The following is a 12,873-nucleotide window of genomic DNA, read 5'->3' as shown; positions in this document are numbered from 1 at the left end:
GCGCGGTCAATCGAGGTCGCGGACGCCGAGTTCGTCAAGCGCATTGCGCATCAGCGCCGCGGCCGGCTCGCTGAGCTTTTCGTTGTCGAGCGCGTAACGGATCGTCGCCTCGATCAGCCCCAGGTGCGTGCCGCAGTCGAAGCGTGTGCCGCGGAAGCGGTAGGCATGCACCGGCTTTTCGGCGAGCAGGGCCGAAATGGCGTCGGTGAGCTGGATCTCCCCGCCCGCCCCCGGCTGGGTCTGCTCGAGCAGCGCGAAGATGCGTCCATCGAGCACATAGCGGCCAACAACCGCCAGCGTGCTCGGTGCGTCCTCGGGCTTGGGCTTCTCGACCATCGAGTGGATGCGGCCATGCCGACCCTCGAACGCATCGGTGGCCACGATGCCGTAGCTGGCGGTCTTCTCCGGCGGCACGTCCTGGACCGCGATCATGCTCGCCCCAGTCTGCGCATGCGCATCGGCCATCTGCTTGAGCGCGCCATCGCCGCCCCGGTTCCACAACAGGTCGTCGGGCAACATCACGGCGAACGGCTCGTCGCCAACCACCGGGCGTGCGCACAGGACCGCATCACCCAGTCCGCGCGCCTCGGGCTGGGTCACGAAGATCGCGCGGACCCCGTCGGGCAGCGGCCGGCGCACTTTCTCCAGCAGTTCGTGCTTGCCGGAGGATTCGAGACGATCCTCGAGCTCGTAGGCCTTGTCGAAGTAGTCGCCGATGGCGTGCTTGTAGCGGTTGGTGACGAATACCAGCGTGTCACAACCGGCTTCGATCGCCTCGTCGACCGCGTACTGGATCAGCGGGCGATCGACGATCGGCAGCATTTCCTTAGGCACCGTTTTGGTCGCGGGCAGAAACCGCGTTCCCAGGCCGGCGACGGGAAACACCGCCTTTCGAATCCTTTGCGTCATGGTTGTCTCGCGTGTCGTGGGGGAAAGGCGACGATGGTCGCTGTGGTACTCGTGCGCTGCAGCGCCGCATCCGCGGCGGCCGGCTTGAACTCGGGAACGGCATCGCGCAGCGTCGCGCCCAGTTGCTCGAGGTCGTAACGCGCGACACCATCTTCGAGGCGCGCCAGCGCCGCAGCCAGCTTGTCGGGGTGCACGGGACGCGCCTCGGCCTGCAAGATCTTCGGATGCACGGTGGGCCGATAGCGCTCGTCGGCGTGGAACAGGGTCTCGTGCAGCTTTTCGCCTGGGCGCAGACCCGAGTAGACGATCGCGACATCGCGGCCGGGTTGCTTGCCGCCGAGGCGGATCATCTGCTCGGCCAGCAGGCGGATCGAGACCGGCTCGCCCATGTCGAGCGTGTAGACGGCCTGCGAGGCACCGATCGCGACCGATTGCATGATCAGCTGGCAGGCCTCGGGGATGGTCATGAAGTAGCGGGTCACCTCGGGGTCGGTCACCGTCACCGGGCCGCCGCGCCGGATCTGTTCGCGGAACAGCGGCACCACGCTGCCGGCCGAGTCGAGCACATTGCCGAAGCGCACGGTCACAAAGCCGGTCCCGCCGGCGCTCGCCAGGTCCTGACAGACCATCTCGGCCAGGCGCTTGGTCGCACCGAGGACGTTGACCGGATCGACTGCCTTGTCAGTGGAGATCAACACGAACGTGCTCGCGCCGTGCTCGACCGCCGCACGGGCGACATTGCGGGTGGCCAGCACATTGTTGCGCACGCCCTCGCGCAGTTGCTGCTCCAGGACCGGCACCTGCTTGTAGGCCGCGGCATGGAAAACCGCATCCGGCGACGACAGCCGCATCGCATGCGCCATCACCGCGGGATCGCCACAGTCGCCGAGCACTGGCGTCACCCGGATATGCGGAAAATCACGCCGCAGCTCAGCCTCGATGCGGGTCAGCGCGAGTTCGTCGATCTCCACCAACGCGATCTGCGCGGCGCCATGGCGCGCGCACTGCCGGCACAGTTCCGAGCCGATCGAACCACCGGCACCGGTCACCAGCACGCAGCGCCCGCGGAGCCAGCCGCGGATCGCCTTCCAGTCAGGCAGCACCGGCTTGCGGCCGAGCAGGTCCTCGATCGCGACTTCCTTCAGTTCGCCCGGCAGCGAGCGGCCTTCGAGCAGGTCGTCGAGCCGGGGCACGGTTCGGAACGGCAGCGCCGTCCGTTCGCAGGCCGCGACCACGCGGCGCATCGCCGCGGCATCGGCCGACGGCATCGCGATGACCAGCAGCTTGGCAGCGGTCTCCGGGGCGATCCGCTCCACGTCCTCGACCCGGCCGAGCACCGGCACGCCCTGCAACTGGCTGCCGCGCAGTTTCGGCGCGTCGTCGAGGAAGCCGACCGGATCGTAGGCGCCGGTCCGGCGCAGATCGCGCACCAAGGTCTCGCCGGCCTGACCGGCCCCGAGGATCAGCACCCGGGTCGCGGTCTGGTCCAGCCGCACGCTGCCGTGGTCCTTCCAGGCGCGGTACAGCAGCCGGGGCATGCCCAGCAACGCTGCCAGCAGCAACGGGTAGACGATCAGCACGCTGCGCGGGACGAGATCGAGCCGGTTATAGACGAACAGCACCAGCAGGATCGCGAGCAGGCCCAGCACCGACGCCTTCACGATGTTGAGCAGGTCGGGAATGCTGGCGAAACGCCAAACACCGCGATATAGACCCACGCGCCAGAAGATCACGCCTTGCGCCAACAAGATCAGTGCGACTTCGACCGACAGCGGCGAGAACGCAGGTGCCTGCGCCATTACTGAAAAGCGGAACTGGTGCAGGCCGACCCAGCACAGCCACACCATGGTCAGGTCGTGCACGACCACCGCCAAGCGGGGTCCCAGGACGCCGAGACGGGTCCTTACATCATGCATCGGGATTCATCCTTGAGGGCAACGTTGCCCGGCGAGCAAGCGGACGCGAACCGCGCACCAGACGGAGACAATGAGCAAATACCATGCGACCAAGGCTCCGATGATAACCGGGCGACCGTGCCCGGCGAGCAATCCGCACGCCAGCACCCCGACCATCGACAGCGCCGCATAGCCTGCGGCGACCCTCGCATGCGGATGCCCGGCCTGCACAGCGCGCTGGTAGACATGCTGGACATGCGGCGTCCACCAGCGTTCGCCGCGCAGCATGCGTGAAACGAGTGTCAACGACGCGTCAATCAGGAACGGCGCAAGCGGAAAAGCCAGCGCCCAGACCGCAGGGTGACCGATCTCCAGCGAGGCCGCCGCGATCAGGCCCGCCAGCACGAAGCCGAGGCTGCCGCTGCCGACATCGCCCAGGAAGATCCGCGCCTTCGGGCAGTTGAACGGTAGAAAGCCGCCGCACGCGGCCAGCAGCGCGATCGCCAGCATGCCGGCCACGCCCCAGGACCCGGCGGCCCACGCAACGGCCACGGTAACCAGCATCGCCTGGCTGGCGGCGATGCCGTCGATCCCGTCCATGAAGTTCCAGACATTGATCAGGCCGACCGCCAGCACGAACACCGCCGCCCCCCACCACACCGGCTGACCAGCATGGACCACCGCGACCGCCAACAGCGCCGCGGCCACCGCGTGGACCGCCAGCCGCGACCACGGCGACAACGGCCGGTGGTCGTCGACCCAGCCGATGCCGGCGACCAGCACCAAGCCGGCCAGCAAGGCCAGGGGCACGCCGGGGAAGGCCGCCTGCCAGGCCGTCCATGCGAGTACGCCCAGCATCACGACCACGATTGCGATACCGCCGCCACGCGGGGTCGGCACCACGTGGCTGCGTCGTTCGCCCGGGGCGTCGAGCAACTGGCGCGACAGTGCGTAGCGACGCGCCAGCCAAGTCCCCGCCGACGCCGAGACCAGGGCCAGGGCGGCGACTGCGATGAGCGCCTGCGGCTGCACTCAGACCACGGCGTAGTTCAGCAGCGGCTTGATCGTGCCCCACTCCTTGCAGCTGGGACACTGCCAGTGATGGCTGCGCGCGCCAAAGCCGCACTGTTTGCAGCGATAGCTGGGATTGCGTACCAGCAACTGCTCGGTGATCAGCCGCAGTTCCTGCAGCGTGCCGGCATGGTCGACCCCGTCGGCGAGCGTGAGATCGATCAGCGCCGCCTCGCCGCGGACCGAGGGCCGGTCCTTGAGCTGGCGCGCCAGGTAGGTGCGCGCCGCATGCACGCCCTCCTCCTGTTCGACCAGCCGGGTAAGCGCGAGGACCGGCGCCACGCCCGGGTAGTGCTCGGTCATCTGCGACAGGAAGTTGCGCGCGCCGGGCGTGTCGCCGACCCGCTCGTAGGCCGCCAGCAGCGGCCCGAGGATCTCGGGCAGGAAATCGGGATCGTGGCGGGCTGCGCGCTCGAACGCGCGGATCGCCGCGACATCGTTGCCGGCATCGATCTCGATCCGGCCCTCGAGGATCCCGGCGCGCACAGAGCCCGAATCCGCGGCATACGCGCGCGCGACCGCCGCACGCGCCTCGTCGGGGTTGCCGGCCGAGCGGTAGCGATCGGCCAGCTCGCATTCGAACTGCGCGATCAGCTTGCCCATCGGCTCACCGGTCGCCGCTTCGTAGCGGGTGGCATTCTCGATCGCCTTCGCCCAGTCGCGCTCGGCCTGGTAGATGCCGATCAGGTGGCGCAGCGCATGCGGCGCCCGCTGGTCGATGCGGGCCAGATCGCTGAACACCGTTTCGGCGCGGTCGAGCAAGCCGGACTTCATGTAGTCCTCGCCCAGTGCCAGCAGCGCCTGCACCTTCTGCTGGTCGTTGAGATCGGGACGCTGCACCAGCCCCTGGTGCAGGCGGATTGCACGATCGACCTCGCCGCGCCGACGGAACAGATGGCCAAGCGCGACCTGGGTCTCGAACGTGTCCTTGTCGAGCTCGGCGATGTGCAGAAACAGCTCGATCGCCTTGTCGGGCTGTTCGTTGAGCAGGTAGTTGAGACCGCGGAAATAGGTCGTCGACAGCCGGCTGACCTGGGTGTCGCTGTGCCGCTCGCCGCCGCGTCGCCCGATCACCCAGCCGCTGAGCGCCGCGATCGGCAGCAGAAGGAAGAACCAGAACCACTCGGTGACAAACGCCATGGATCACGCTCCATCAGGAAGGTCGTCTTGCGTCCACGTCGCGCGGCGCGGCCGACACACGCGACCACGGCATCGCGACGACGGTCGACTGGCCGTCGTCGATCCTAACCGCTCGGGGATCGGCGGTGCCAACCATGTGCGGCGGCACCAGGAAGAAAGAAACGGCGCGCCTTGGCGCGCTCACTCGTCCGCGGGCAGCGGTTGCACGTCGCTGACGCGATCGCGCAGTTCCTTGCCCGGCTTGAAATGCGGGACGTGCTTGCCCGGCAGCGCCACAGCGTCGCCGGTCTTGGGATTGCGGCCGGTCCGCGGTGGACGGAAATGCAGCGAGAAGCTGCCAAAGCCACGGACCTCGATGCGATCGCCCGCCGCCAACGCGCCGCCCATCATTTCGAGCATGGCCTTGACCGCCAGGTCGACGTCCTCGCCCTTGAGGTGGGCCTGCCGCTGGGTCAGCAGCTCGATGAGTTCCGACTTCGTCATGTCTCTGCTTGCAGATGCGCAAACGCCGGCCCGGGGACGACCCCCGGACCGGCGCCGAACGCATTACTCCGACTTGTTGCCCAGCTGCTCGCGCAGCAGCGCGCCCAGCTTGGTGGTGCCGCTCGACGCGTCCGAGGCCTGCTTGTTGTACTCGGCCAGGGTCTCGGCGGTCTCCGCCTCGTCCTTGGCGCGGATCGACAGCTGCAGCGAACGGGTCTTGCGGTCCATGCCGAAGTACTTGGCCTCGATCTCCTGGCCGACCTTCAGGTGCTGGCTGGCATCGTCGATGCGCTGGTCGCTGATGTCGCGCGCCGACACGTAGCCTTCCACGCCCTCGCCCAGGTCGATGACCGCACCCTTGGCGTCGACTTCCTTCACGGTGCCCGAGACCTTCGAGCCACGCGGGTTGTTGGCCATGAACTGGCCCAGCGGATCCTGCTCGAGCTGCTTGACGCCCAGCGAGATGCGCTCGCGCTCCGGATCGACCGCCAGCACGACAGCCTCGAGGGTGTCGCCCTTCTTGAAGTTGCGGGCCACGTCCTCGCCGGTCGAGTTCCAGGCGATGTCCGACAGGTGGATCAGGCCGTCGATGCCGCCGTCCAGACCGATGAAGATGCCGAAGTCGGTGATCGACTTGATCTGGCCGTCGACCTTGTCGCCCTTCTTGTGGATCGCAGCGAAGGTCTCCCACGGGTTGCTGGTGACCTGCTTGATGCCCAGCGAGATGCGGCGACGCTCTTCGTCGACGTCGAGCACCATGACCTCGACCTCGTCACCGACCTGCACCACCTTGGACGGGTTGACGTTCTTGTTGGTCCAGTCCATCTCCGAGACGTGCACCAGACCCTCGACGCCCGGCTCGATCTCGACGAACGCGCCGTAATCGGTGACGTTGGAGACCTTGCCGAACACGCGGGTGTTGGACGGATAACGGCGCGAGATGTTGTCCCACGGATCCTCGCCCAGCTGCTTGAGGCCGAGGCTGACGCGGTTGCGCTCGCGGTCGTACTTGAGCACGCGCACTTCGAGCTCCTGACCCACTTCCACCACTTCGGACGGATGGCGCACGCGCTTCCAGGCCATGTCGGTGATGTGCAGCAGGCCGTCGATGCCGCCCAGGTCGACAAACGCGCCGTAGTCGGTGAGGTTCTTGACCACGCCCTTGAGCACGGCGCCCTCGACCAGCTTCTCCATCAGCGCTTCGCGCTCTTCGGAGTGCTCGCTCTCGACGACCGCGCGGCGCGAGACGACGACGTTGTTGCGCTTGCGATCGAGCTTGATCAGCTTGAACTCGAGTTCCTTGCCCTCGAGGTAGACCGGGTCGCGGACCGGGCGCACGTCGACCAGCGAGCCGGGCAGGAACGCGCGGACATCCTTGATGTCGACGGTGAAGCCGCCCTTGACCTTGCCGCTGATGCGGCCGGTGATGGTCTCGTTCTTCTCGAGCGCTTCCTCGAGCTCGTCCCACACCATCGCGCGCTTGGCCTTCTCGCGCGACAGCACGGTCTCGCCGAAGCCGTTTTCGAGCGAGTCCAGCGCCACCTTGACGGTGTCGCCCTCGGCCACGTCGATCTCGCCGGCCTCGTTACGGAACTGCTCGATCGGCACGATGCCTTCGGACTTCAGGCCGGCGTTGATCACGACGACGTCGGTGCGGACCTGCACCACGACGCCGGTGACGATGGCGCCCGGCTTGAGCTTGGCCAGGTTGGTCTGGCTCTGTTCGAACAGTTCTGCGAATGATTCGGTCATTTGGTGAATACCTGGTTGATGTCGGACCGGGCCGGCCAGCGACGAAGCGCGGTACCGTCAGGTCCACCCGTTGATCGGCCGTCGCGGGATTGCAGGGCCGTGAGTGTTGGCATGGAAGAACACCCGGCGCCGCGCCTTGGGCGCGATGCCGGAACCGTTGGAGCGATGACGCGGTGTTGCGGCTGCGGCATGCGACCGGACGCTCCGTCCGGGGGCATGCGACTGCTGGACGCGCCGGCGGCGGCAGGCGCGCGGGACCGGGGTTCAGTCCATGCGCGCCGGCAGCAGCGCCAGCACCTGCGCCACGACGGCCTCGATGCCCAGGCCCGTGGTGTCGATGCGGACGGCCTCCTCGGCCGGCCGCAACGGCGCCACTGCGCGGCTGGCATCGCGGGCGTCACGCGCGAGGATCTCGCGCAGCAGACCGTCCATTGTCACCGAAACCCCCTTGCCCTTCAACTGTTTATAGCGGCGTTCGGCGCGTTCCTCGGCACTGGCGGTCAGAAACACCTTCCAGCGCGCGTCGGGAAAGATGACCGTGCCCATGTCGCGCCCGTCGGCGACCAGCCCCGGCGGCGTCCTGAATGCGCGCTGCCGGTCCTTGAGCGCCGCACGGACCTCGGGAATGGCCGCAATCGCCGAAGCCGCGGCACCTGCGGTCTCGGTCCGCAGCTCGTCGGTGGCGTCGTGCCCGTTGACGATCACCCGCGGCTCGCCAAAGGCATCGTCGCGGAAGGCGATCGTGGTATCGAAGGCGCAGCGCACCAGCGCGCCGGCATCGCCCAAGTCGAGATCGGCCCAGCCGGCCGCCACGGCGACCGCCCGATACAAGGCCCCCGAGTCCAGGTAATGCCAGCCCAGCCGCTGTGCGACCGCCCGGCTGATCGTGCCCTTGCCCGACCCGGAGGGCCCGTCGATCGTCAACACTGGCACCTCGGCCGTCATAATGCGTCTCCTGCGCAGGCGCCCGAGGGCCCAAGCGCTTGAATCAGGTGGAAATAAGCCGCTAGAATAGCCGGCTTGCCGTTCGTATCCCATCCCAGAGGTTTGTCATGAAGGTCCTGTCGTCCCTGAAGTCGGCGAAGACCCGCCACCGCGATTGCAAGGTTGTGCGTCGCCGCGGCAAGGTCTTCGTGATCTGCAAGTCCAACCCCCGTTTCAAGGCGCGTCAGCGCTAAGAGCGAGGCGGAGCACGCGCGCCCTGCGCCGTGTTTTCCGGCAATCCTGCGCCAGCCCTCCGGGGCCCGGCGCGGCACGCGAGGGCCGCAGCGATGCGGCCCTTCGTCGTATCGGCGCCGGCCGCATGCAGCGCCGTCGCCGCGGGTCTGCTACACAGCGGCCATGCGGCCGGGTTCCCGGCCACGTCCTTCCCGTTCGCAGGCCAGGAGTCCGTCATGTCGCGTTCCACCGTCACGATGTTCGCAGCCGCCGCACTGGGCGCCGCCTTGCTGCTCGGCACCGCACCGGCCACGGCCGACACCCTGCTGGTCGACCGCAGCCGTCAGCCGGCCGGGTTGGCCGTCCCCGCACGCGGCATGACCATGGCCCAGGTCGAGGCCGACTTCGGCGCACCGTCCCAGCGGCTCGAACCGCGCGGCGGACAGAAGCGGCAATGGCCGACGATCCATCGCTGGGTCTACCCCGCCTTCACCGTCTATTTCGAACGCAACCGGGTCGTCGACACGGTCGCCAATCGCGCGACCGCGTCCGAGATCGGCCCCAAGCCCGCCATCCGTTGAGTCCATGACCAAGACCGCAATGCGCTTCCCCGCGGAGTGGGAACCCCAGTCCGCCATCCTGATCGCCTGGCCGACCGAAGACACCGACTGGGCCGAGCGCCTGGGCGAGGTCGAGGACACCTATATCGCACTGGTCGCGGCCATCACCCGCTTCCAGCCGGTCGTGATCTGCGTACCGGACGAGGACGTCCACAGCTACGCCTATGTGCGCCTGGCGTCCAACCGGGTCGACATGGACCGCGTACGCTTCGTCGAGGCGGCCTACGACGATACCTGGCTGCGCGATTCGGGGCCGATCACTCTCGTCGGCGGCGATGCGTTCGTCCTCAACGACTTCCGCTTCACCGGTTGGGGCGGAAAGTTCGAAGCCAGCCGCGACGACCTGCTGGTCGGGCATCTGCACGCGGCCGGCCTGTTCGAAGGCCGCGCCCAGCGCCGGCAGATCGACTTCGCCCTGGAGGGCGGCGCGATCGAGACCGACGGGGCCGGCACGCTGCTCACGACCTGGCGCTGCCTGCACGAGCGCCACCCCGAGACCTCGCGTGACGTACTGAGCGCGCGACTGGCGGACTGGCTGGCGCAGGACCGCGTGCTGTGGCTCGACCACGGCTACCTCGAAGGCGACGACACCGATGCGCACATCGACACCCTCGCCCGGTTCGCGCCGGACGATGCGATCGTCTTCCAGGCCTGCGATGACGCGGACGATCCGCACCACGCCGAACTGCAGGCAATGGCCGACGAGATCGCCGCGCTGCGCACCTCCGATGGCGCGCCGTATCGGCTGTTCCCGCTGCCGTGGGCGCGGCCGATCCTCGACCAGGGCCGTCGCCTGGCGGCCAGCTATGCGAACTACCTGATCCTCAACGGTGCGGTGCTGATGCCCGCCTACGGTGACCCGGCCGACGAGGCCGCCGCCGCCGTACTGGCGCGGGCATATCCAGGGCGGGAGATCGTGCAGGTGCCCTGCCGCCCGTTGATCTGGCAGAACGGCAGCCTGCACTGCATCACCATGCAGTTGCCACAGGGCCTGCTCGCCGGCTGAGCTGCGCGGTCGCGAGCGGCCATGACCAACGGCACTGGAGCGTGGCTACACGTGTCGTCACTCTGGCCCGCCGCCTGGAGTGCTTTCGATGCCTCGCACCGTGCTCGCGGCCATCGCGGCCTTCCTGATGTCCGCCGCGGCCCTGGCATCCGCGCCGGGCCAGGACACCACCGCCGACGCACTGGCGCGGTTGCAGGCGGCCTCGACGGCCGCCGAATCCGATGCGCTGCTGATCGTCCACGACGGTCGCGTGCTGGCCGACACCGCCACCGATCCGGCGCGCGCACCGATCGAACTGATGTCGGCGACCAAGTCGGTGGTGGCGCTGGGCGTCGGCCTGCTGCTGGCCGACGACAAGTTGGACTCGCTCGACACGCCCGTCCACACCTTCTTCCCCGAATGGGCGCAGGGACGCAAGCGCGACATCACCGTGCGCATGCTGCTCAACCACACCTCGGGCCTGCAGAACGCGCCCAATGCCGGCGAGGAGATCTACCCTGCCCCCGACGCCGTACAGCTCGCGCTCGCCGCCGAACTGTCGACGCCGCCGGGTGAGGTCTTCGCCTACAACAACAAGGCGACCAACCTGCTGGCCGGTGTGATCGGCAAGGCCGCGGGACGGCCGATGGACGTCTATCTGAACGAGCGGCTGTTCCAGCCGTTGGGGATCGTGCCGGGCCCTTGGTATCGGGATGCATCGGGCCAGCCGCATGGCATGGCCGGCCTGCCGCTGACCGCGCACGATGCGGCCAAGATCGGCCGTCTGCTGCTCGACGACGGCGTGACCCCGGACGGCAAGCGCTTGCTGCCCGAAGGGTTCGTCACCGCGCTGTTCACGCCGGGACCGCATTCGGCGCGCGTGGGCCTGCTGTGGTGGCGGATTCCGGCCTGGCAGGTCCTGCGCCTGCGCCCCGAGGCCATCGATGCCGCCCGCACACGCGGGGCCGACCCGCGCTGGATTGAGGCTCTGGCGCAACTGCGCGACAAGCCGCTGGCAGGCACCGCCGGCCTGCGGACCGCGCTCGGCGAACTGCTGGGCGACGACTGGCCGGCGATCTATGCCCGCGAGGTCAGCGAGCGCGGCATCGTGCGCGCCGATCTGTTCGACGAGGACACCGGGCCGGTGGTGGCCTACGCCGCCGAGGGCTTCCTCGGACAGTACATCGTCGTCGTGCCCGACAAGCGCCTGGTCGCGGTGCGGCAGATCCGGCGCCGCGACACCCCGCATGCGCCGGCGCTGGACTATCCGAGCTTCACCGCCGACGTTGTCGCGCTCGCAGCCACGCTTTGACGCGCTCTGAACGGCGGTGGCCGGCGCGCGGGCGCACGCGCTCATCCGCGTTAGCATGGTCGGCCTTTTCAAGTCCCGCATCGCTGCCGCCATGACCCGCAAGACCACCCTGCCCGTCGCGCTGATCCAGGAACGCGCCATCATCGATCGCGGCGCCGACAACGCCGAGGCCAACCTGTTGATCATCGAGGCGCGCGTGCGCGAGGCGGCCGCGCAGGGCGCGCGGCTGGTGCTGCTGCAGGAACTGCACAACGGCGCGTACTTCTGTCAGGAAGAGAACGTCGACGCGTTCGACCTGGCCGAGCCGATCCCCGGGCCGAGCACCGAGCGCCTGTCCGCGCTCGCCCGCCAGCACCAGGTGGTGCTGGTCAGTTCGCTGTTCGAGCGCCGCGCCGCCGGCCTGTATCACAATACCGGGGTGGTGTTCGACGCCGACGGCAGCCTGGCGGGCAAGTACCGCAAGATGCACATCCCCGACGATCCGGGCTTCTACGAGAAGTTCTATTTCACTCCGGGCGATCTGGGATTCAAGCCGATCGACACCTCGGTCGGCCGGCTCGGCCTGCTGGTGTGCTGGGACCAGTGGTACCCCGAGGCCGCCCGCCTGATGGCGCTGGCCGGCGCGGACCTGCTGCTCTACCCGACCGCGATCGGCTGGGATCCGAGCGACGACGACGCCGAAAAGACCCGCCAGCGCGATGCCTGGATCCTCAGCCACCGCGGGCACGCGGTGGCCAATGGCCTGCCGGTGCTCTCTTGCAACCGGGTCGGCCACGAGCCCTCGCCGCTGGGTGCGGCCGGCATCGACTTCTGGGGCAACAGCCACGTGCTCGGCCCGCAGGGCGAGTTCCTTGCGCAGGCCGGCGGCGATCCGACGCTGCTGACCTGCGAGGTGGATCTGGGGCGCAGCGAGCATGTGCGCCGGATCTGGCCGTTCCTTCGCGACCGCAGGATCGACGCCTACGGCGATCTGCTCAAGCGCTATATCGACTGACGCCGGTGGCCGCCCCCACCTCCGGCGTCCTGATCCGCGACGCGACCGACGGCGACCTGGACGCGATCGCCGCGCTTTATGCGCGGGAGGTCGTCGACGGCGTGGCCACCTACGAGTACGACGCGCCGGACAGCGACGAGATGCGCCGGCGCTGGTCGGCGCTGCGCCAGGCCGGCTTTCCGTATTTGGTCGCAGAACTCGACGGCCGCTTTGCCGGCTATGCCTATGCCGGCAGTTTCCGCGCGCGCATCGGCTATCGCTTCACCGTCGAAAGCTCGGTCTACGTCGTGCCGGCGCTGCACGGCCAGGGCGTCGGACGTCGGCTGATGGACGCGCTGATCGAGTCCTGCGCGCAGCGCGGCTTCCGCCAGATGATCGCGGTGATCGGCCCGCCGCAGGACGGCCCGTCGGTCCGGTTCCACGCGCGCCTGGGATTTGAGACCGTCGGCGTGTTGCCCGGCTCGGGCCGCAAGCATGGCCGCTGGCTCGACACCATCTTGATGCAGCGCGCGCTGGGCGACGGCACCACCACCCCACCCGAAGACGAATGACCC

At 68.6% G+C, this 12,873-nt stretch carries 13 protein-coding genes; 6 read left to right on the top strand and 7 right to left on the bottom strand.

What is annotated here, in order from left to right; translation table 11 throughout:
* Positions 1-6: 6 nt before the first annotated feature.
* The 7 genes from galU to cmk form a co-directional block, all read right to left on the bottom strand.
* Positions 7-909, bottom strand: coding sequence for a UTP--glucose-1-phosphate uridylyltransferase GalU (gene galU, locus WAF18_RS14210; protein WP_337245681.1), 903 nt, complete (start codon positions 907-909; stop codon positions 7-9).
* Positions 906-2,825, bottom strand: a complete 1,920-nt coding sequence (locus tag WAF18_RS14205; protein WP_337245680.1) for a nucleoside-diphosphate sugar epimerase/dehydratase — start codon at positions 2,823-2,825, stop codon at positions 906-908. Before WAF18_RS14205 ends, galU begins: the two co-directional genes overlap by 4 nt.
* 6 nt (positions 2,826-2,831) lie before the next feature.
* On the bottom strand, positions 2,832-3,836 hold the full coding sequence (locus WAF18_RS14200) for a glycosyltransferase family 4 protein (RefSeq protein WP_337245679.1): 1,005 nt from the start codon (positions 3,834-3,836) through the stop codon (positions 2,832-2,834).
* Positions 3,837-5,015 carry a lipopolysaccharide assembly protein LapB gene (lapB, locus tag WAF18_RS14195; RefSeq protein ID WP_337245678.1) on the bottom strand — a complete coding sequence of 393 codons (1,179 nt, stop codon included), beginning with the start codon at positions 5,013-5,015 and terminating at the stop codon, positions 3,837-3,839.
* A 180-nt stretch (positions 5,016-5,195) separates the two neighbouring features.
* On the bottom strand, positions 5,196-5,498 hold the full coding sequence (locus WAF18_RS14190) for an integration host factor subunit beta (protein ID WP_047135970.1): 303 nt from the start codon (positions 5,496-5,498) through the stop codon (positions 5,196-5,198).
* Between the two features lie 63 nt (positions 5,499-5,561).
* Positions 5,562-7,250, bottom strand: coding sequence for a 30S ribosomal protein S1 (gene rpsA / locus WAF18_RS14185; RefSeq protein WP_183425738.1), 1,689 nt, complete (start codon positions 7,248-7,250; stop codon positions 5,562-5,564).
* A gap of 264 nt (positions 7,251-7,514) precedes the next feature.
* The gene (gene cmk, locus WAF18_RS14180) at positions 7,515-8,195 is read right to left on the bottom strand and encodes a (d)CMP kinase (RefSeq protein WP_337245677.1); all 681 of its coding nucleotides are present in this window, start codon (positions 8,193-8,195) and stop codon (positions 7,515-7,517) included.
* 107 nt (positions 8,196-8,302) lie between these two features.
* Between cmk and ykgO the strand changes: the two genes are divergently transcribed.
* The 6 genes from ykgO to WAF18_RS14150 all read left to right on the top strand — a co-directional run bounded on the left by ykgO (position 8,303) and on the right by WAF18_RS14150 (position 12,870).
* Complete coding sequence (gene ykgO, locus WAF18_RS14175; RefSeq protein ID WP_005913193.1) at positions 8,303-8,428, top strand: type B 50S ribosomal protein L36; 126 nt, start codon at positions 8,303-8,305, stop codon at positions 8,426-8,428.
* 237 nt (positions 8,429-8,665) lie between these two features.
* The gene (locus WAF18_RS14170; protein WP_337245764.1) at positions 8,666-8,989 is read left to right on the top strand and encodes a hypothetical protein; all 324 of its coding nucleotides are present in this window, start codon (positions 8,666-8,668) and stop codon (positions 8,987-8,989) included.
* A gap of 4 nt (positions 8,990-8,993) precedes the next feature.
* Positions 8,994-10,034, top strand: a complete 1,041-nt coding sequence (locus WAF18_RS14165; RefSeq protein ID WP_337245676.1) for an agmatine deiminase family protein — start codon at positions 8,994-8,996, stop codon at positions 10,032-10,034.
* Between the two features lie 88 nt (positions 10,035-10,122).
* The gene (locus WAF18_RS14160; RefSeq protein WP_337245675.1) at positions 10,123-11,325 is read left to right on the top strand and encodes a serine hydrolase domain-containing protein; all 1,203 of its coding nucleotides are present in this window, start codon (positions 10,123-10,125) and stop codon (positions 11,323-11,325) included.
* Positions 11,326-11,416: 91 nt separating this feature from the next.
* The gene (locus WAF18_RS14155) at positions 11,417-12,319 is read left to right on the top strand and encodes a carbon-nitrogen hydrolase (RefSeq protein WP_337245674.1); all 903 of its coding nucleotides are present in this window, start codon (positions 11,417-11,419) and stop codon (positions 12,317-12,319) included.
* Positions 12,320-12,324: 5 nt separating this feature from the next.
* Positions 12,325-12,870: an N-acetyltransferase family protein gene (locus WAF18_RS14150; RefSeq protein WP_337245673.1), complete on the top strand. Its 546-nt coding sequence runs from the start codon at positions 12,325-12,327 to the stop codon at positions 12,868-12,870.
* Positions 12,871-12,873 lie beyond the last annotated feature (3 nt).

It is taken from the genome of Luteimonas sp. gir (assembly GCF_037198055.1).
In the GTDB taxonomy this organism is placed as follows: domain Bacteria; phylum Pseudomonadota; class Gammaproteobacteria; order Xanthomonadales; family Xanthomonadaceae; genus Luteimonas; species Luteimonas citri_A.
This window is presented reverse-complemented; position numbering and strand designations above follow the sequence as displayed.